16 protein-coding genes are annotated in these 15,984 nt (G+C 62.0%); 11 read left to right on the top strand and 5 right to left on the bottom strand.

What is annotated here, in order from left to right:
• Positions 1 to 104 precede the first annotated feature (104 nt).
• Together IG627_RS03225 and IG627_RS03220 are read left to right on the top strand one after the other, a co-directional pair.
• Entirely contained in the window at positions 105 to 833 is a 729-nt protein-coding gene (locus IG627_RS03225) for an SDR family oxidoreductase (protein ID WP_193189896.1), read from the top strand.
• 91 nt (positions 834 to 924) lie between these two features.
• Complete coding sequence (locus tag IG627_RS03220; protein ID WP_193189894.1) at positions 925 to 1,515, top strand: cytochrome b; 591 nt, start codon at positions 925 to 927, stop codon at positions 1,513 to 1,515.
• 40 nt (positions 1,516 to 1,555) lie between these two features.
• On the opposite strand, the gene IG627_RS03215 is transcribed toward IG627_RS03220, so the two are convergent.
• The 3 genes from IG627_RS03215 to IG627_RS03205 all read right to left on the bottom strand — a co-directional run bounded on the left by IG627_RS03215 (position 1,556) and on the right by IG627_RS03205 (position 6,014).
• Positions 1,556 to 2,566 carry an alcohol dehydrogenase gene (locus IG627_RS03215; protein ID WP_226864662.1) on the bottom strand — a complete coding sequence of 337 codons (1,011 nt, stop codon included), beginning with the start codon at positions 2,564 to 2,566 and terminating at the stop codon, positions 1,556 to 1,558.
• A 30-nt stretch (positions 2,567 to 2,596) separates the two neighbouring features.
• The gene (locus IG627_RS03210) at positions 2,597 to 4,318 is read right to left on the bottom strand and encodes an amidohydrolase (protein ID WP_319024489.1); all 1,722 of its coding nucleotides are present in this window, start codon (positions 4,316 to 4,318) and stop codon (positions 2,597 to 2,599) included.
• A gap of 238 nt (positions 4,319 to 4,556) precedes the next feature.
• Positions 4,557 to 6,014: an aldehyde dehydrogenase family protein gene (locus IG627_RS03205; protein ID WP_193189890.1), complete on the bottom strand. Its 1,458-nt coding sequence runs from the start codon at positions 6,012 to 6,014 to the stop codon at positions 4,557 to 4,559.
• A 245-nt stretch (positions 6,015 to 6,259) separates the two neighbouring features.
• Between IG627_RS03205 and IG627_RS03200 the strand changes: the two genes are divergently transcribed.
• The 6 genes from IG627_RS03200 to IG627_RS03175 all read left to right on the top strand — a co-directional run bounded on the left by IG627_RS03200 (position 6,260) and on the right by IG627_RS03175 (position 11,134).
• Positions 6,260 to 7,423 carry a low temperature requirement protein A gene (locus tag IG627_RS03200; protein ID WP_226864660.1) on the top strand — a complete coding sequence of 388 codons (1,164 nt, stop codon included), beginning with the start codon at positions 6,260 to 6,262 and terminating at the stop codon, positions 7,421 to 7,423.
• Between the two features lie 13 nt (positions 7,424 to 7,436).
• Positions 7,437 to 7,814, top strand: a complete 378-nt coding sequence (locus tag IG627_RS03195) for a VOC family protein (RefSeq protein WP_193189888.1) — start codon at positions 7,437 to 7,439, stop codon at positions 7,812 to 7,814.
• Positions 7,815 to 7,992: 178 nt separating this feature from the next.
• Positions 7,993 to 9,120, top strand: coding sequence for a 3-oxoacyl-[acyl-carrier-protein] synthase III C-terminal domain-containing protein (locus IG627_RS03190; protein WP_193189887.1), 1,128 nt, complete (start codon positions 7,993 to 7,995; stop codon positions 9,118 to 9,120).
• A 1-nt stretch (position 9,121) separates the two neighbouring features.
• A complete protein-coding gene (locus IG627_RS03185; protein ID WP_193189885.1) occupies positions 9,122 to 9,802 on the top strand; it encodes an iron-containing redox enzyme family protein in 681 nt (226 codons plus the stop codon).
• Positions 9,802 to 10,725 carry a DUF6999 family protein gene (locus tag IG627_RS03180; protein ID WP_193189883.1) on the top strand — a complete coding sequence of 308 codons (924 nt, stop codon included), beginning with the start codon at positions 9,802 to 9,804 and terminating at the stop codon, positions 10,723 to 10,725. Before IG627_RS03185 ends, IG627_RS03180 begins: the two co-directional genes overlap by 1 nt.
• Before the next feature lie 25 nt (positions 10,726 to 10,750).
• Positions 10,751 to 11,134 carry a DUF6632 domain-containing protein gene (locus IG627_RS03175; protein ID WP_193189881.1) on the top strand — a complete coding sequence of 128 codons (384 nt, stop codon included), beginning with the start codon at positions 10,751 to 10,753 and terminating at the stop codon, positions 11,132 to 11,134.
• A 44-nt stretch (positions 11,135 to 11,178) separates the two neighbouring features.
• Here IG627_RS03175 and IG627_RS03170 read toward each other — a convergent pair whose 3' ends face one another.
• The gene (locus tag IG627_RS03170) at positions 11,179 to 12,000 is read right to left on the bottom strand and encodes a DUF3298 and DUF4163 domain-containing protein (protein ID WP_193189879.1); all 822 of its coding nucleotides are present in this window, start codon (positions 11,998 to 12,000) and stop codon (positions 11,179 to 11,181) included.
• Between the two features lie 222 nt (positions 12,001 to 12,222).
• Here IG627_RS03170 and IG627_RS03165 point away from each other — a divergent pair, with 222 nt between their 5' ends.
• The 3 genes from IG627_RS03165 (at position 12,223) to IG627_RS03155 (ending at position 14,933) form a co-directional block, all read left to right on the top strand.
• Positions 12,223 to 13,209 carry a serine/threonine protein kinase gene (locus IG627_RS03165; protein WP_193189877.1) on the top strand — a complete coding sequence of 329 codons (987 nt, stop codon included), beginning with the start codon at positions 12,223 to 12,225 and terminating at the stop codon, positions 13,207 to 13,209.
• 17 nt (positions 13,210 to 13,226) lie between these two features.
• Complete coding sequence (cysE, locus tag IG627_RS03160) at positions 13,227 to 14,048, top strand: serine O-acetyltransferase (protein WP_193189870.1); 822 nt, start codon at positions 13,227 to 13,229, stop codon at positions 14,046 to 14,048.
• 84 nt (positions 14,049 to 14,132) lie between these two features.
• Complete coding sequence (locus tag IG627_RS03155; protein ID WP_193189868.1) at positions 14,133 to 14,933, top strand: GNAT family N-acetyltransferase; 801 nt, start codon at positions 14,133 to 14,135, stop codon at positions 14,931 to 14,933.
• Positions 14,934 to 14,947: 14 nt separating this feature from the next.
• Here IG627_RS03155 and epmA read toward each other — a convergent pair whose 3' ends face one another.
• On the bottom strand, positions 14,948 to 15,901 hold the full coding sequence (gene epmA / locus IG627_RS03150; RefSeq protein WP_193189866.1) for an EF-P lysine aminoacylase EpmA: 954 nt from the start codon (positions 15,899 to 15,901) through the stop codon (positions 14,948 to 14,950).
• Positions 15,902 to 15,984: the final 83 nt, after the last annotated feature.

The raw sequence follows: 15,984 nt of genomic DNA, 5'->3' as shown, positions 1-15,984 counted from the left end.
TTATTTTAATTATGCATTGTACTCATTCAAAGTGGCTCTCCTATAGTAATCGCCGTGGATCCGATCGCGGATCTGCGCAGTTCCCAATCAAAGAGGCGATTTCTATGAGCAGTACAGCGATTGTTACCGGCGCGTCCCGCGGAATCGGCGCGGCGATTGCCGCGAGCCTGGCCACCGATGGCTACGCGGTCATTGTCAATTACGCCGGTTCCGCCGATGCCGCCGCCGCAGTGGTCGCTGATATCGAGGCCGCCGGTGGACGCGCCGCGGCGGTGCAGGGAGATGTCGCCCGCAGTGCCGACGTGACGAGGTTGTTTGACGAAGCCGAACAGCGCTTCGGCCCGGTGGGGGTGCTGGTGAACAATGCCGGTCGCGCGGTGCGCAAGACTTTCGCCGAGTTCAGCGATGAAGACTATGCGGCAGTCATGGACACCAACCTGAAGGGTGTCTTCCTGACACTGCGCGAGGCGGCGAAGCGCCTCGCAGACGGTGGTCGCGTCGTCAATGTGACCGCCAGCTTCCAGGGTGCGCCGATTCCGGGCTATGGCCCCTACGCCGCATCGAAGATGGCGATCGAAAAACTGACCGAGGTCGCGGCCAAGGAGCTGGGGCCGTCCGGTATTCGCGTGAATGCGGTACGCCCGGGGCCGACGAACACCGACCTGTTCAACACCGGAAAATCGAAGGAAGTGGTGGAGATGTTTGCCGGGCAGCATATTCTCGGTCGCATCGGTGAGCCGGAAGACGTGGCCCGGGTAGTCTCCTTCCTGGTCAGTGCCAAGGCGGATTGGGTGACCGGCCAAGTGGTCGGCGCCAATGGGGGCTACTGGTAAGCGGTGGCCCCGGATTAATGGGCCGCGCGGGGGAAATAACGCTGTGCGGCATTTTCTGGCAGGTTTGTAGCCGATATCGGCGGGAGGCTAAATGGCGATCAGGAATACTGCGGATAACTACGGCACCGTGGCCAAGTGGTTGCACTGGGGCACAGCGTTGCTGTTTCTTTTGTCTTATGTAACCGTCTATTACCGACACTGGTTTACCGAGGAACAAACTCCGGAGAACTGGACTGCGCTGCAGCTGCACCTGTCCGTCGGTGTCACCATCGGTGTGCTGGTCCTGTTGCGAATCCTGTGGCGGGTGATGAATCCCGCTCCGCGGCCGGAACCGGGAAGTCGCCTGGCGCAGCTGGCAGCGCACGCGGGGCACTATGCGCTCTACGCCATCATGATACTCGCACCGCTGACCGGCTATCTCGGCACCAGCGTGGATACCGAGTATTTTTTCCTGTTCGACATTCCGAAATTTGAAAGCACTCAAGTATTTGCTCTGCTGGTTACAGGTGGTTTTGGAATCAGCTTCGAACAGTTTGAAAGGCCGCTGGATTTCGTCCACAAGCAGCTGCTCGGTGAGTGGCTGATCTGGATGCTGGTCACCGGACATGCGCTGGCGGCCTTGTATCACCACTGGGGCAGGCGGGATCGAACCCTGTACAAAATGACGAACGGCAAAATATAGCCTTCCCGGCCAGCCCCACTAACTGAGCTGGCCGGAAAGGTTACAGGGTCAGCACCACCCGGTAGCGCGCCTTGTTCATATTCAGGAAGGTCTCTTCGGCGCTATCCAGCGGGAAGGTTTCCACCATAGGTCGCACACCCTTGAGTACCGCAAAGGCCATGGCCTCCTCGCTGTCCCTGGCGTGGCCGCTGTACCAGCCGGCGATGGACTTGCGCCCGAATACCAGCTGTTCGGCGGAGAACTCCAGCGGCGCGTGGTCCGCGGCAATGGCCACCAGGCGGCCGTTGGGCCTGAGTCCCTGAATCAGGTCCACCTGCGACGGCGCGTGGCCGGCGGTGGACAGAATTGCCACGGCGCCCCCCATCTTCATCAGTGTTTCACCGGCACTGCCAGCGGTGCTGTCGATATAGTCATCGGCGCCGAGTTTTCTCGACAGCGCTTCCTTGTCCCGCTTGCGGTTGATCGCAATGGTGCGAAAGCCCATCCTGTCGGCGAACTGTACTGCCAGGTGGCCGAGTCCGCCGATACCGTGAATCGCGACAGTATCCCCTGGGCGAGCGCCGCAGTGGCGCAGCGCGTTGAACGTGGTGATGCCGGCGCACATCATGGGCCCGGCCTCTTCGAACGAGAGCTCCTCGGGGATGCGCGCCAGCGCCTCCTGGGGCGCGACCATATATTCCGCGTAGCCGCCGTCGTAGGAGAGCCCCACCACCTGGCTGTCGACGCAGTTGACGAAGTCGCCGGCGCGGCAGAACTGGCACTCCTTGCAGTAGCCGCCCTGCCAGCCGACGCCGACCCTGTCTCCCACTTTCCAGTTGGCCACGTCAACACCGACCGCATCCACGGTGCCGGCAATTTCGTGTCCCGGCACCCGTGGCAGTACCGCGCCGAGCAGGCCATTGCGCGCTATCGCATCGCCGCCGCATACACCGCAGGCGTGCACCCTGACCCGCACCTGCCCCCGGGCCGGTTCCGGGATGGCTATTTCGCCGAGTACAAAGGGCTCGCCGGCCTTGACCGCCTGCACGGCGCGCATCAGGTTATTGCTCATGGTTTTCTCCCGTCTCTCGGTGTCAATGGGTCATTGGGAATCGGCGGTCGAACCGGATGGAGATGCATAGCCGCCGAAATGACGTACCGGTGACCAGGTTGGCGCTGGCGGCAGCGGCTCGGGCGCCAGTGCCACAAAGGGGGGCGCCGCGTACACGACCTCACCGCCCAGAACTGTCAGCAGTGAAACCACATCCTTGATCTGCACTTCCGGAATGCTGAAATAGTCGGCGCTGAGCACCGCGAAATCTGCGTCCTGGCCGACAGCGATACGCCCCTTACGTGTCTCTTCGCCCGAGAACCAGGCACTGCCTTGGGTATACTGTCGCAGGGCTTCGGTGCGGCTGAGGCGCTGCTTCGGCGAGAGCAGTTCAGTGCCACCGAGGCTGCGGCCGGACACCGCCCAATAGAGGGAGAGCCAGGGGTTGTAGGAGGACACCCGCGTGCCGTCGGTTCCGAGCCCCAGTGGGATGCCGGCATCGAGGATATCGCGCAGGGGTGGTGCACGGGAGGCGACTTCACTGCCGTAGCGGGCGGCAAAATCCTCGCCGGCGAATGCCAACCGGTTTTGCACTGCAATGCCACCGCCGAGCGCCTGAATGCGTTTCAGGCTGTCGGGGGAGACGGTTTCGGCGTGGTCGATGGCCCAGCGCAGGCGCCCGGCGAATGGCGTCTTCTTCTGCACCCGCTCCAGGACATCGAGAATTTTGTCGATGGACTCGTTGTAGGTGGCGTGTATCCGAAAAGAAAATCCCCGGTCGACCAGCCCGGTAATTACCTGCTCCAGTGCCGGCGCAAAAATTTCTTCATCGATTTCGGGCCTGGGCGCCATAAAATTTTCGAAGTCGATCGCCGCCAGTACCGGCGCCTCTCCCACTCCGAGCAGGACAAAACCGTTGCTGCGCAAGTGATCGCTATTTTCCCCCGGTTCGCGCCCGGCGAGCATCCTGCGATAGTCCTTGATTTCCGTGCCGGCGCTGCGCGGGAACAGGAAATAGCCGAGCCGAAGGGAAAGTTTGCCCTCTTTTGCGAGGGCTTCCGTTGCGACGTAATCCTCTGGGAAGACGTGGCCGCCGCCGGCGGCATCAATAGCGCTGGTGAGGCCGAATCGGTTCAGCTCCCGGTAAAAGTACCTGGTCGAAAGAACTTCGTCAGCAGGGGAGAGGGCCGGTAACTTTGCAACCATTTGATACAGCAGCGCGGGATTGGGGTCTGCCAGGATCAACCCGGTGGGTTTGCCATCCTCACCGATTTCGTAGGAGGCGCCCGCGGGTGCCGGTGTCCCGGCGGTGATGCCCATGGCCTTTATACCGGCCTGGTTCAGAAAACCGCGGCTGTACAGGTACATGACGAATGTCGGCACATCACCGGTGGCTTCATTGATTTCCGCCAGCGTCGGCATGCGTTTTTCTGCAAATTGGTAGGGTGTCCAGCCACCGATTACCCGGACCCACTGCCCCGGCGGCGTGCGCCGTGCCTGCTCGCGCAGGCGTCGCAGGGCCTCCTTCAGTGTCGGTACGCCATCCCAGCGCAGTTCTGTCAGGTAAAAGCGCCCCGCGCGGGTCGGGTGCAGGTGGGAGTCGTTGAGACCGGGGATTACGGTTCTGCCCCTGGCGGAAACTACCCGGGTCTTGTCACCGCGAAGCGTCAGTACTTCCTTGTTGCTGCCGACACGAATAAATTTGCCGTCTCGCACCGCCAGGGCCTGGCTGAAAGGCTGTCCTTCACGATCGGCGAAAATCTTGCCGTCCACAATGATCAAGTCGGCCGTTTCCGTTTCACTTTGCGTTGTGGTCTGGGCACCAGCCGGAAAGGCGGCAACAGACAACGTGGCAGCAACCAGGGCGGCCGCGACGATAGAGTAAATCCTACGGCCCCGACATCTCGTCGAACCCTGCCGGCCTAATGTGAAAAGGCGTGTGAGGGATCCGGATGTCCTGATGTACTGAAATGGGTTGCGCATCTTGGGGATTTCCTCGACCAGTTGCAGCTTATTGACGTACCACTTGGCCGCAGCTGAAAGTGATGTGTTTGTACTCGATAAAGTCATCCAGCACTGCCAGGCCGTTCATGCGCCCGAGACCGGATTGCTTGAAACCGCCCTCCTCGAACTCGTCGTACACCCTGGCCCAGTCATTGATCCAGATGGTGCCGGCGTCCAGTTCGCGGGCCACGCGCAGCGGGCGCTGGAAGTCGCGGCTCCAGATACTGGCCGCGAGTCCGTACTGGTTATCGTTGGCGAGGTCGACCGCCTCGGCCTCGCTATCGAATATCTGCAGGCTCAGTACCGGGCCGAAGGTTTCCTCCTGCACGATATCCAGCCGGTTGTCCTCCACCTCGAGCAGGCAGGGGCGGTAGAAGGCGCCCGCCGTAAGCGGACCCTCGTTGATGGGGCCGCCGCGCACCAGGGGTTTGGCGCCGGCGGCAATCGCACTCTCCACCGCCTTGTCGATGCGCTCTACACTGTGCCTGTCGATCACCGGTCCCAGATTGCTGGCCGGGTCGCTGGCGGGTCCGACCCTGACCTTTTCTAGCTGTGCGCAGAGCCGTTTGCGCAGTTCGTCGGCAATGCCGCTCTGGGCCAGCACACGGCTTCCGGTCATACAGAATTGGCCATTGAAGACGGTCAGTGCCTGAACGAGTGTGGGGATCGCGGCGTCGAGATCCGCGTCGTCGAAAACAATCATTGGCGTCTTGCCACCCAGCTCCAGGCCGAAGCGCTTGAGATGCTCGGCACCGCTGGCGCAGATGGCGCGGCCGACGCCAGTACTGCCGGTGTAGCTGATACAGGGCACGTCCGCCGAGGTGACGATATGGCGAACGCCGTCGCCGTGCAGTTCGCTGAAGCCGTTGACTACTCCGCGCGGCAGGGATTCGACCTGGGATAGCAGCCTGAAGATCAATGCGTTCAGCTGCGCCGTCTGCCCCGGCATCTTGACTACCACTGTGGTGCCCGCGGCCAGCGCCGGGCCCAGGGAACGAACCAGCAAGACCAGCGGTGAATTCCATGGCACAACGATACCGGCCACACCCAGAGCCTGGCGCAGCACCATCGAGAAGGTGCCCGGCGCCACCTCCAGTGCGCGGCCGTAATCGGTGCGTACCTGAGACGCGGCGAAACGCAGCTTGGAAGGCACCATTTCCGCCTCGAAGCGTGCGTGCGGTTTGAGCTTGCCGTTTTCCAGCGAAAGCGCCTCGACCAGGTCGTCGGTATGCGCCTCGAGTATATCGGCCACTTCGCAGAGTGCCCGGGCACGCAGGTGGCGGTCGTCCTTCCAGCTGGATTCGGTAAAAGCGCGCCTGGCCGCGGCAATGGCAGCAGCTGCTTCCTGTTCGCCGCCATCGGCATAACGGCCGATGATCTCGCCGGTTGCCGGGTTGACGCTGTCGCGGTAGTTACCCGAGTCCACCCAGTTGCCGTCTATCCAGTTCAACGCGATGTCGCTCATGGAAACTGTCCTGCCGGAAGGTAGTGGCGGAAATAGTGTCGAAAAGAATGGCGGCCGTCTGTGCGAAATGACGGCAGCCGCCAGGCAGTAGGCGAGTGTGAAGCGCGAACGGTCGCCAGCTTGCGGCACTTTTCTATGCTTTAAGCGTAGTCCGGGAGATCATGTCGGAATCAAGGTCGCCAGCCGATTTCCGGGGTGGCCGTATTTTTCTGACGGACAGAATCAAAGGTCCAGGTAAGGCATCCATGCCCGAAAAGCGCACATCGACAGGAAGGCGCTGGCTCCTGCCTATGCCGGCCAGGGATCCGGCACAGGTGCACCGCCAGGCGACGCCTCTGGAGCTGTTCTTCGACCTCAGTTTCGTGATCGCGGTCGCCCTGGCCGCGGCCCAGCTGCACCATGCGCTGAGCGAGGGACATATCGCCAGCGGAGTCGCGAGTTACCTGGCGGTATTCTTTTCGATCTGGTGGGCCTGGATGAATTTCACCTGGTTCGCTTCCGCCTACGACAATGGTGATGTCCTGTACCGGCTGGCATCGCTTTTACAGATAGTCGGAACCCTGATACTTGCGGCCGGTGTGCCGCGCGCTTTCCTGACCCATGATTTTTCACTGGTTTTCTGCGGCTATGGTGTAATGCGGGTAGGGTTGGTTAGCCTGTGGCTTCGCGCTGCGAAGCATGATCCCGAGCGCCGGACCACGGCGCTGCGGTTTGCTTTCGGTGTGTCCGCGGTGATGCTGGGCTGGGCGGTATTGCTGATCTCCGGCTGGCCCATGTGGGGATGGTGGTTGATGGCCGGCTTGGAACTCGCTGTGCCGTTGTGGGCCGAGCGCGCTGCCAAGACGAGCTGGCATCCAAGTCATATCGCCGAACGCTACGGTCTCTTTACTATTATCGTCCTGGGTGAATCGATACTGACAGCGACCAACGCAGCCCAGTTGGCGGCAGGAGAGTATGGAGGCACCGTGGCACTCTATCGTGCCATTGGCGGTGGACTGCTCGTAGTCTTCTCCCTTTGGTGGCTGTACTTTGACAGGCCGGCCCACAGGTTCCTCACTTCCAATCGTGCAGCCTTCCTCTGGGGCTACGGTCACTATTTTATCTTTGCCGCCGCTGCTGCCGCGGGCGCCGGTTTTGCTGTCAACGTGGACTACATCACGGGTCATGGGAAGCTGAATCGCCAGAGTGCTGCGGCGGCCTTTACCCTTCCGGTGGCAGTGTATCTGCTGGCGCTGTGGCTTTTGCACCTGCGCCCGCACCGCAAGTCAGGGGGCTGCTACGGTTTGATGTTTCCGGTAGCGATTGTGCTGGTTTTGGCCTCTACTTTTGCTGGCTGGCCGATTCCTCTGGCAGGCCTGGTCTGTGTCCTGCTCGTGATGATTTCGGTAATTTCTTCCTCTCGGAATTAAGGTGAGACCCGCAATGCTGGATCATATCGGTATTCATGTTCACAGCTACGAACGCAGCAAGGAATTCTACCGCCTGGCACTGGCGCCTCTCGGTTATGAATTGATTCTCGAGTACGCCGACTGGGCCGGCTTCGGCTGGGCCGACAAGCCTGACCTGTGGATCAAGGGGGGCAAGAGTACGGCGCCGAACCTGCATATCGCCTTTCGCGCGGAGGACAGGAGCACCGTGCGCGAATTTTACCGGGTGGCGCTCGAAGCCGGCGGCAGGGACAATGGTGCACCCGGCGTGCGCCAGCAGTACCACCCGGATTACTATGCGGCGGCGGTGGTGGACCCGGATGGTCACAATATCGAAGTGGTCTGCCATATTCCGGGAGACCTGGAGGAGTAGTCGTGGTGGTACCGGGGGGGTAATTCCCACCCGAACCGGGATAACGCCAGTGGCTGAACCGGGGGCTCCCCGGTTTCGCTGTCCGGTGCGGCGGAGTTGGCGCTCGCAATGCAGTGGATTGGGCACTGTGCGACGAATACAATGGCTGCGCTGTAAAAGAATAAATGGATGTAGTTGAATGCAGGATGTCTTTATTACCGGCAGCGGTAGCTATCTGCCCGGTCGGCCGGTGGACAACCGGGAAATGGAAGCGCGCATCGGCCTGATCAGCGGGCACAGCCGCAAGCTCAAAACCCTGGCGCTGCGCCAGAACGGTATCAAGACCCGCCACTACGCGATAGATGCGGCGGGTAATTATCAGATCACCAATGCGCAGATGGCGGCCAATGCCGTTACCGCTGCCTGTGATGCCGCGCGCCGGGACTCGCGACAGCTCGACTACCTCTCCTGCGCTACCACCCAGGCGGATCAACTGGTGCCCGGCCACGCCAGTGCCGTGCACGGCGAGCTGGGCGGCAGCCCGATGGAAATCAGTTCGCACCAGAGTGTCTGCGGCAGCAGCATGATGGCGATCAAGTCGGCCTACCTGAATATCCGTGCCGGCGAACACCGGGTGGCCGCCGCCTGTGGCAGTGAGTTCTCCAGCCGCTGGTTCCAGCCGGGCTTTTACGGAGAGATCGATTTTTCCTCCATGAGCCCGGAAGAGGCACTCCAGTATGAGTTTCTGCGCTGGACCCTGTCCGACGGGGCGGCAGCACTGGTGATGGAGACGGCACCGGACAGCTCCCGCACCTGCCTGAAAATAGACTGGATCGAACAGAAGTCATTTGCGGATCGGTTTCCGAACTGCATGTTTGCCGGCGCCGACAGCAATGATCCCGAGGAAGCCAAACCCTGGGCCCATTTCGGTTCGCCACAGGAGGCCTACCGGCAGGGAGCGCTGCTGCTGCGCCAGGACTTCGTTCTGCTGGAGCAGATGTTCCCGGTGTGGATGGGTTACTTTCTCGAGGTGCTGGATAAACGCGGTCTGTCGCCGGGAGATATCCGCTATTTCCTGCCGCACTATTCAGCGCGCTCCCTCGGCGAGCGCATGAAAACGCTGCTTACCTGTTCATCAGCCATGATTCCGGAGGAGCGCTGGCGCAACCACCAGAGCGAGGTGGGCAACGTGGGCTCCGCGTCGATTTTCCTGTTGATCGACAAACTGATACGGGATGCAACCGTGCAAAGCGGCGATCGCATACTGTGCTTTGTGCCCGAGAGCGGACGCTGCCTGGCGTCCTTTATGAGCCTGACGGTGGTGTGAAATGGAAGTGATGGAAACCCCTGCCGCACTGCTGATGCGGCAGCTCAGCAGAATCTGGGCGGATTTCGAGGGCCGCTTGCTACAGGTTCCGGTCATAGCCCGCGCACTGCGCGGCGCGGTGCGGATCGAAGATTACCGGCTTCTGTTGCACGACCACTACCAGCAGGTCATCGAGGGCTCCTGCTGGATAGCGCGGGCCGTCTCGTCGATGGATCGCCAGTACCTGGAGTTGCGCTCCACCTTTCTCGGCCACGCCGGCACGGAGCACCGCGACTACGAGATGCTGGAGCGGGACTATGTGGCGGTGGGCGGCGATATCGATTCGCTGCGCCGCGGCCGCAAGAATATCGGGGCCAATGCGCTTTCGGCGTGGATGTACCAGCGCGCCAGCCAGCGCAACCCGCTGGATCTGCTCGGGGCCATGTTTGTGATCGAGGGGCTGGGCAAGCACTTCGCCGGCATTTTCGCCCGCTCGCTGCAGCAGCATCTCGGTCTTCGGGATGACCAGGTGTCTTTCTACCTCTACCACGCACAACACGACGACGACCACCTGCAGCAGCTGGCGGATGTATTCGAGACCGGTGTGCTGGCAATCGACGGCCTGGCTGAGCAAATTCAGGAAACCGCGCGGGTCACCGGGCGCCTCTATCTGCTGCAGTTGGAAGAGTTGGGCAACTACTGATGAGCTGGAATACAGATTTCGAAAAGGAGGCCATCAACACCCGGGATCCCAACCCCTGGCTGGCGCTCTATCTGGACCGCAGCCTGCCGATCCACGAGCCGGCCAAGCGGGCGCTGCTCGCCGGGAATAACACCTGGTCCCGGCGCCTGCTGCTGCCGCTGGTGCGCCCCCTCGCCAGGCTCAGTATCGTGCTGGTGCAATTGTTGCGCATAGTGATTCCGGAGCGCTGGAATTCGTCGAGGATACTGCACCGCACCATCTACTGGGGGCTGAAATACTTTGTGCGCCGGGATGCCAACTACCTGATTCTGCGCCACTTCAATATCGGCACTGAACTGCTGCAGTTCATCGCCGACAATATCGACGGTGTCCATATCGAGAGTACGCAACCACTGCGGCCAAAAAGCCTGGAAGACCTGCTAAATGATACCTTCTTGATCCACGACCTGAATATTTACAACTTTATTGCCGAGCTGAACCAGAAGCTGCGCGCCAGCGATCGCGACATCGTCGCCGTCGACAAGCTGAATTTTGATGCCATCACAGACGGCGAATTCGATCTGGATCCGGGCGTCAGCCATGTTACCAATGTGATAGACCTGCAGACGGCGATTGAGATGTACACACCGCTATACGCGCTATTCCTCTCCGATCACGATTTCTGGCGCGCAAGCAATTCCCTGCAGCTGGATGAGACGGTATCCATCTATATTGGTAAGTTGCTGAATGACACTACGGCGCTGTCTCTGGTGAGCAATCGCCATCCGATGGTGCCGCACTCGACGCTGCAGGCGGGCTTTCGCCTGATGCTGCACGGGCTGGATGCGGAACTGTTGCACGGCTACCTGCGCAGCCTCAAGGCTGCTGCGAAGAAATCGGGTAGCGGCGCGAGCGAGGCGCGGCCGCAGTTGGACAGGGCCTGATCCAACAATCAAGGAGGGTGGCGGAATGGAACCGAGCAGCCGGGCCAGGTTACTCAAGTTGGCACTGATTGCCGTGGGGCTGATTTTCATCTTTGGGATCTACCCGCTGATGATGTGGATATGGCCGTCCGGCTGGGGCTGGACACCGCGGCAGCCGGAATATGAGCAGATGATCATGGGTATTTACGCGACCCTGGGCGTTTTCCTGATCCTCGCGGCCAAGGACCCATCCGCTAACGCCAGCCTGATCTGGTTCACCATCTGGTCGAGCATAGTGCACGGCGGCATTATGTTTGTGCAGGCGCTGGTGGATAACACCGAGCGAGCCAACCTGCTCGGCGATGTGCCGGCGCTGTTTCTGGTGGCGGCACTGCTCTGGTACCTGATGCCGAAAAAAGTCCGCAGCTGACCTGTTCGGCGGGCTCGAAAACCCGGACGTCACCTCGATGGTTTTTATTTCCGCTGCCGGTCGGGCGCACTGGCTGGCTGGTACTGTTCGCGCACCACATCGCGCAGATCCTTCCAGGGTATGGTCAGTTGTACCGGGCCGAGCACATAGGGGCCCAGGGTATAGACGTTGTACAAAAGTACCAGGCCCTCATCGTCGAGACGGAAGTCCTCGCTGCGCTGGAAGGGCCACATCTGGCGGAAATCCCGGTTGCTGCCCGGCTGTTTGTCCTGCCAGCGCCGGTGTGCCGCCTGAGCCTCCTTCCAGAAACGCTTCTCCTTGCCATCCCCGATCACCTGCTCCAGGGATACCTGCTCCGCGCTGGACAGATTCCAGTTGAGCCAGTGCACACTCGGCATGCCATGGGCGCCGCCCGTATAGCGATAGCTGTTGATCTCCACGGTGAGCAGCTTGCCGCGCCGGGACAGGCGCCGGGCCTCACCGGTCAGTTGCCAGACGGCGCTGCTGATCTCTTCCATCTGCGCGGCCTCGGCGAGAAAGATATCGGCGATTTCCTCCAGGCTGGATGCCGATGTCTGGTCCTCACCATTGCCCTGCAGCTGGCGGACCAGCAGCCGCAACACGGCTTTGTTCAGCGCGGGCCTCTGCTCGAATACTTCGCGGCTGATGGATACGGACGCGCAGTCCCGGCCGGCGGCACAGTTGCTCGCCCGCCGCTCCAGAGTTTCCAATCTGGAGTCCAATTTGCCGATGGTGGCATCGTTCCGCGCGGCTTCCCGCTCGCCGCCGCAGCCGCTCAACGACACCAGGGCGCCGAGAAAGAGGGCAGGGACTATGGATTTTGAAAAGATTCTTCCAGGCTGCATGGTAGGTCCCCGTCGCACGGCTGTGGGTCGCAAGTTCATTGTGGCGGCGAGGCAAGCGTGTCGCACGTTCGGGCGCGGGGCGAGTCTACCGTCTGTGTGGGGCGGCCGCAGTTCAGCGGCTCGGGGCACAGAGAGTGCCGACCAGCCCGCCACCATCTCCGATTGTCGATGGCGCCCACACCGCGTTAGCATAGCTGCCCTATGCAATACCCGGGACAACTTATGCCCCAGAGCCACCACCCCTATGAGGCCCTTACGCCGGATGCGGTTATCGACTGCGTCGAGAGCGCCGGGCTGATTTCCGACGCGCGTATCTTCCCGCTGAACAGTTACGAAAACCGCGTCTACCAGGTGGGCGTAGAGGGCGGTGAGCCACTGATCGCCAAGTTCTACCGCCCCGGGCGCTGGAGCGATGAACAGATACTGGAGGAACACCGCTTCAGCCTGGAATTGGCCGCGGCGGAGATTCCGGTGGTCGCGCCACTGGAATTCGACGGCCGCACGCTGATGGAGGCCAAGGGCTTCCGGTTCGCCCTTTTCCCGCGCCGCGGCGGGCGCCAGGTCGAGCTGGACAATTTCGAGCACCTGGAACAGGTGGGGACCATGCTCGGGCGCATTCACGCGACCGGCCGGGCCAGGCCTTTCGAGTACCGCCCGGCGCTGACGCTGAAGCACTTCGCCATCGACAGCCGCGAGTTTATCCTGGCCGGCGACTTCCTGCCGCGGGAGAACCGCGATGCCTACGAATCGATTACCGGCCATATCATTGAGCAGATAGCGCCGCTGTTCGAGCGCGAATGGCGCACGCTGCGCCTGCACGGCGACTGCCACAGCGGCAACTTCTTATGGCGCGACGACACCCCCTGGTTCGTGGATCTGGATGACTGCCTGACCGGGCCGGCGATCCAGGATATCTGGATGCTGATTTCCGGCAATCGCGCCGAGCAGACCGCCTACCTGGACGCGGTGATCGAGGGCTATGAGACCTTTGCCAGTTTTGATCCTCAGGAACTGCAGCTGGTAGAGCCGCTGCGCTGCCTGCGCCAGATGCACCACGCCGCCTGGCTGGCGCGCCGCTGGCAGGATCCTGCTTTTCCCCAGGCCTTTCCCTGGTTCAACACGCCGCGCTATTGGGCGGAGCATATACTGGCGCTGCGCGAGCAGCAGTCGGCGCTGCTGGAGCCACCGCTGACACTGGGCGCCGTTTAACTGAAGGAGTCTTATCGATGGAAGCGATTGAATCTAGGACGAGGGCGGGCGAACTCTGGCAGCAGATTCGCACCGATGTGGCCCAGCAGGTGGAGCGGGAGCCGATACTGGCCAGTTTCCTGCACGCGACCATCCTGAACCACAGTTCGCTGGAGTCGGCGCTCAGTTTTCACCTGGCGAACAAGCTCGACAACGCCGTGGCGCCAGCACTGCTGATTCGCGAAGTCATCGACGAGGCGCTGGGCGCTGACCCGGCGATCGGCCGGGCCGCGCGCGCGGACCTGACTGCGGTCTACCAGCGCGACTCCGCCTGCAATTCCCTCTACGAGCCCTTCCTCTATTTCAAAGGCTTCCACGCGCTGCAGGCCTATCGCGTGGCGCACTGGCTGTGGCAGCAGCAACGTCGCTCCCTGGCGCTCTTCCTGCAGCACCGCATCTCGGTGGTGTTCAGTGTGGATATACACCCGGCGGCCAGATTGGGGGAGGGCATACTGCTCGACCACGCCACCGGTATAGTGATCGGTGAGACAGCGGTGGTGGAAAACAGTGTATCGATCATGCAGTCGGTTACCCTCGGGGGCACCGGCAAGGAGAGTGGCGACCGCCACCCGAAAGTGCGCTGTGGCGTGCTGATCGGCGCCGGCAGCAAGGTGCTCGGCAATATCGAAATCGGTGAGTGCGCGCAGGTCGCCTCCGGCAGTGTGGTGCTCAAGTCAGTACCGGCACACAAGCTGGTCGCCGGCGTGCCGGCGCGGGTGATCTGCAGGGCGAGCTGCGACCAGCCAGCACTGTCGATGGATCACAGTGCGCTGTCGCAAGTGGACAAGCAGCTGCCCTGAGCCAGTCGGTACGGGGCGCCAGGTCGACAGGGAATTCCGCCGACCCACCTCAGACGCAGGATAAACGGAGCTATCCTTACAGGCATGAAATACAGTCTCAGCGCCAAAAACCTCGTGTGTCGCAACCTGGAGTCCCGTGCCAGTTACTGTGCGGGCCTGTTGAATCCGGAGCACACCAAGGAAATTACCGGCGTGGTGCGCAGCGACAGTGGCCTGCTGTCGCATACCTTCAACCAGGCGGTAACCAATTCGGTCATGCCGACGCGCATACTGCAGCGCTTCGTGGTCGACTACTTTGCCGAGCGGCACAGCCCTTTCACCCTCTGGCACTGCGCCAGCAAGTCCCTCGACGATGCGGAGCTGGCGGAACTGGGGCTGAAGCGCCGGGAGTCACTGGTGGCCATGGCGGTGGAGGTGCAGCGCCTGGCGGCGGACGACGATCTGCCGCAAGAGCTCAGGGGGAAACTGGAAATAGTGCCCGCCGCCGCCGGGGAACTGGCCACCGTCGGCGATATCCAGGCCGCCGTGTACAACGGCGCCCGCGAGGGGCCGCAGGTCAAGAAGTTCTACCACCTGCTGCAGGAAATACCGGAGCAGAAGCGCAGCCGGCTGAAATACTTTCTCGGCAAACTGGATGGTGAAGCGGTGGCCGCGGGCTGCCTCTTCGCGTCCGCCGATGCGCTGGGTTTCTACGACCTGGTCACCCTGCAGGACTATCGCGGCCGCGGTATCGGTCGCGCGATATTCCACCACCTGGTGGGCCAGGCCCTGAAAAGTCACCACAAACATGCGGTGGCCCTGGCGCCGGCGAATCGCCAGGAGCTGCTGCTGGAGGCGGGGTTCTTCGCCGTCGGCGAAGTGGCGCACTACCAGTTCGAGCCCTGACGGTCTCTCGACAATCAGGCGCGCTCTATCGGGAAGGCGATCACCTGGTCGATGGTTGAATAGCCGCCCGCCAGCATCAGCAGCCGGTCAATGCCCAACGCCACACCGGCACACTCGGGCAGCCCCACCCGCAGCGCATCCACCAGCCTTTCCTCGAATGGGTAGACATGCAGCTTGTGCATGCCGCGGTAGCGCTGGTCGGTCTCGAAGCGCTGCAGCTGTTCCCCGGCATCGGTCAGTTCCCAGTAGCCGTTGGCCAGCTCCATTCCACCCACATAGGCCTCGAAACGGCGTGCCACCGGCGTGCCGCTGTCGTCCTTGACCACTTTCGCCAGCGCCGCCTGGCTGGCGGGGAAATCGTACAGCAGGGTGATGCCATCGCCCATTGCCGCTTCCAGGCGGTGACTCATCAGCAGGTCCAGGCATTCGTCGCGGCTCTGTGGCGCAAAAGACAGCTCCACCTCGCGCGCTGTGCAGTGACGCAGCGCCTCCTCGGGGGCCGAGTGCGGGTCGAGCTGCAGTTCGCGCAGGAACAGTTCGCGATAACTCATTGACTGGACCTGCCCGATACCCAGTACCCGGCTTAACAATTCGCCCACCTCCACCATCAGGCGGCGATCGTCCCAGCCCCGGCGATACCACTCCAGCATGGTGAACTCCGGGTTGTGGCGGCCGCCGGCCTCGCCCTCGCGGAATGCCTTGCCGAGGCTGTAGCAGTCACCAAGGCCGGCGGCCAGCAGTCGCTTGAGGCCGAATTCCGGACTGGTGGCCAGGTAGGCGGGATCGCCGTTGCACAGTGCGGTGATGGATTCGATATGGGGGTCGCTGGTGGCGCGGCGGGACAGCAGCGGCACCTCCACCTCGAGCACCTTGCGCTCGGCAAAGAAGCGGCGGATATCCGTCAGCAGCTCGGCGCGGCGGCGCAGGGCCTCGAGGGAGGCGGTGGGTTGCCAGAGAGAGTCAGTCATTTCCGATGAGCCCATGTAGGAGCGGCCCATGGCCGCGATCGTACTTTCCGGTTAATCCGGGCAGCGATCGCGGCCATGGGCCG

It is taken from the genome of Microbulbifer taiwanensis (genome assembly GCF_014904815.1).
GTDB classification, from domain to species: Bacteria; Pseudomonadota; Gammaproteobacteria; order Pseudomonadales; family Cellvibrionaceae; genus Microbulbifer; species Microbulbifer taiwanensis.
Note: the sequence above shows the minus strand (reverse complement) of the source record. Positions and strands in the feature narration are given on the sequence as shown.

Excerpts from the sequence above, each read along its gene's own strand:
- IG627_RS03170 (WP_193189879.1), bottom strand. The coding sequence starts at position 12,000 with ATGCAGCCTGGAAGAATCTTTTCAAAATCCATAGTCCCTGCCCTCTTT.
- IG627_RS03200 (WP_226864660.1), top strand. The coding sequence starts at position 6,260 with ATGCCCGAAAAGCGCACATCGACAGGAAGGCGCTGGCTCCTGCCTATG.
- epmA (WP_193189866.1), bottom strand. The coding sequence starts at position 15,901 with ATGACTGACTCTCTCTGGCAACCCACCGCCTCCCTCGAGGCCCTGCGC.
- IG627_RS03175 (WP_193189881.1), top strand. The coding sequence starts at position 10,751 with ATGGAACCGAGCAGCCGGGCCAGGTTACTCAAGTTGGCACTGATTGCC.
- IG627_RS03165 (WP_193189877.1), top strand. The coding sequence starts at position 12,223 with ATGCCCCAGAGCCACCACCCCTATGAGGCCCTTACGCCGGATGCGGTT.
- IG627_RS03180 (WP_193189883.1), top strand. The coding sequence starts at position 9,802 with ATGAGCTGGAATACAGATTTCGAAAAGGAGGCCATCAACACCCGGGAT.
- cysE (WP_193189870.1), top strand. The coding sequence starts at position 13,227 with ATGGAAGCGATTGAATCTAGGACGAGGGCGGGCGAACTCTGGCAGCAG.
- IG627_RS03220 (WP_193189894.1), top strand. The coding sequence starts at position 925 with ATGGCGATCAGGAATACTGCGGATAACTACGGCACCGTGGCCAAGTGG.
- IG627_RS03185 (WP_193189885.1), top strand. The coding sequence starts at position 9,122 with ATGGAAGTGATGGAAACCCCTGCCGCACTGCTGATGCGGCAGCTCAGC.
- IG627_RS03225 (WP_193189896.1), top strand. The coding sequence starts at position 105 with ATGAGCAGTACAGCGATTGTTACCGGCGCGTCCCGCGGAATCGGCGCG.
- IG627_RS03195 (WP_193189888.1), top strand. The coding sequence starts at position 7,437 with ATGCTGGATCATATCGGTATTCATGTTCACAGCTACGAACGCAGCAAG.
- IG627_RS03205 (WP_193189890.1), bottom strand. The coding sequence starts at position 6,014 with ATGAGCGACATCGCGTTGAACTGGATAGACGGCAACTGGGTGGACTCG.
- IG627_RS03155 (WP_193189868.1), top strand. The coding sequence starts at position 14,133 with ATGAAATACAGTCTCAGCGCCAAAAACCTCGTGTGTCGCAACCTGGAG.
- IG627_RS03190 (WP_193189887.1), top strand. The coding sequence starts at position 7,993 with ATGCAGGATGTCTTTATTACCGGCAGCGGTAGCTATCTGCCCGGTCGG.
- IG627_RS03215 (WP_226864662.1), bottom strand. The coding sequence starts at position 2,566 with ATGAGCAATAACCTGATGCGCGCCGTGCAGGCGGTCAAGGCCGGCGAG.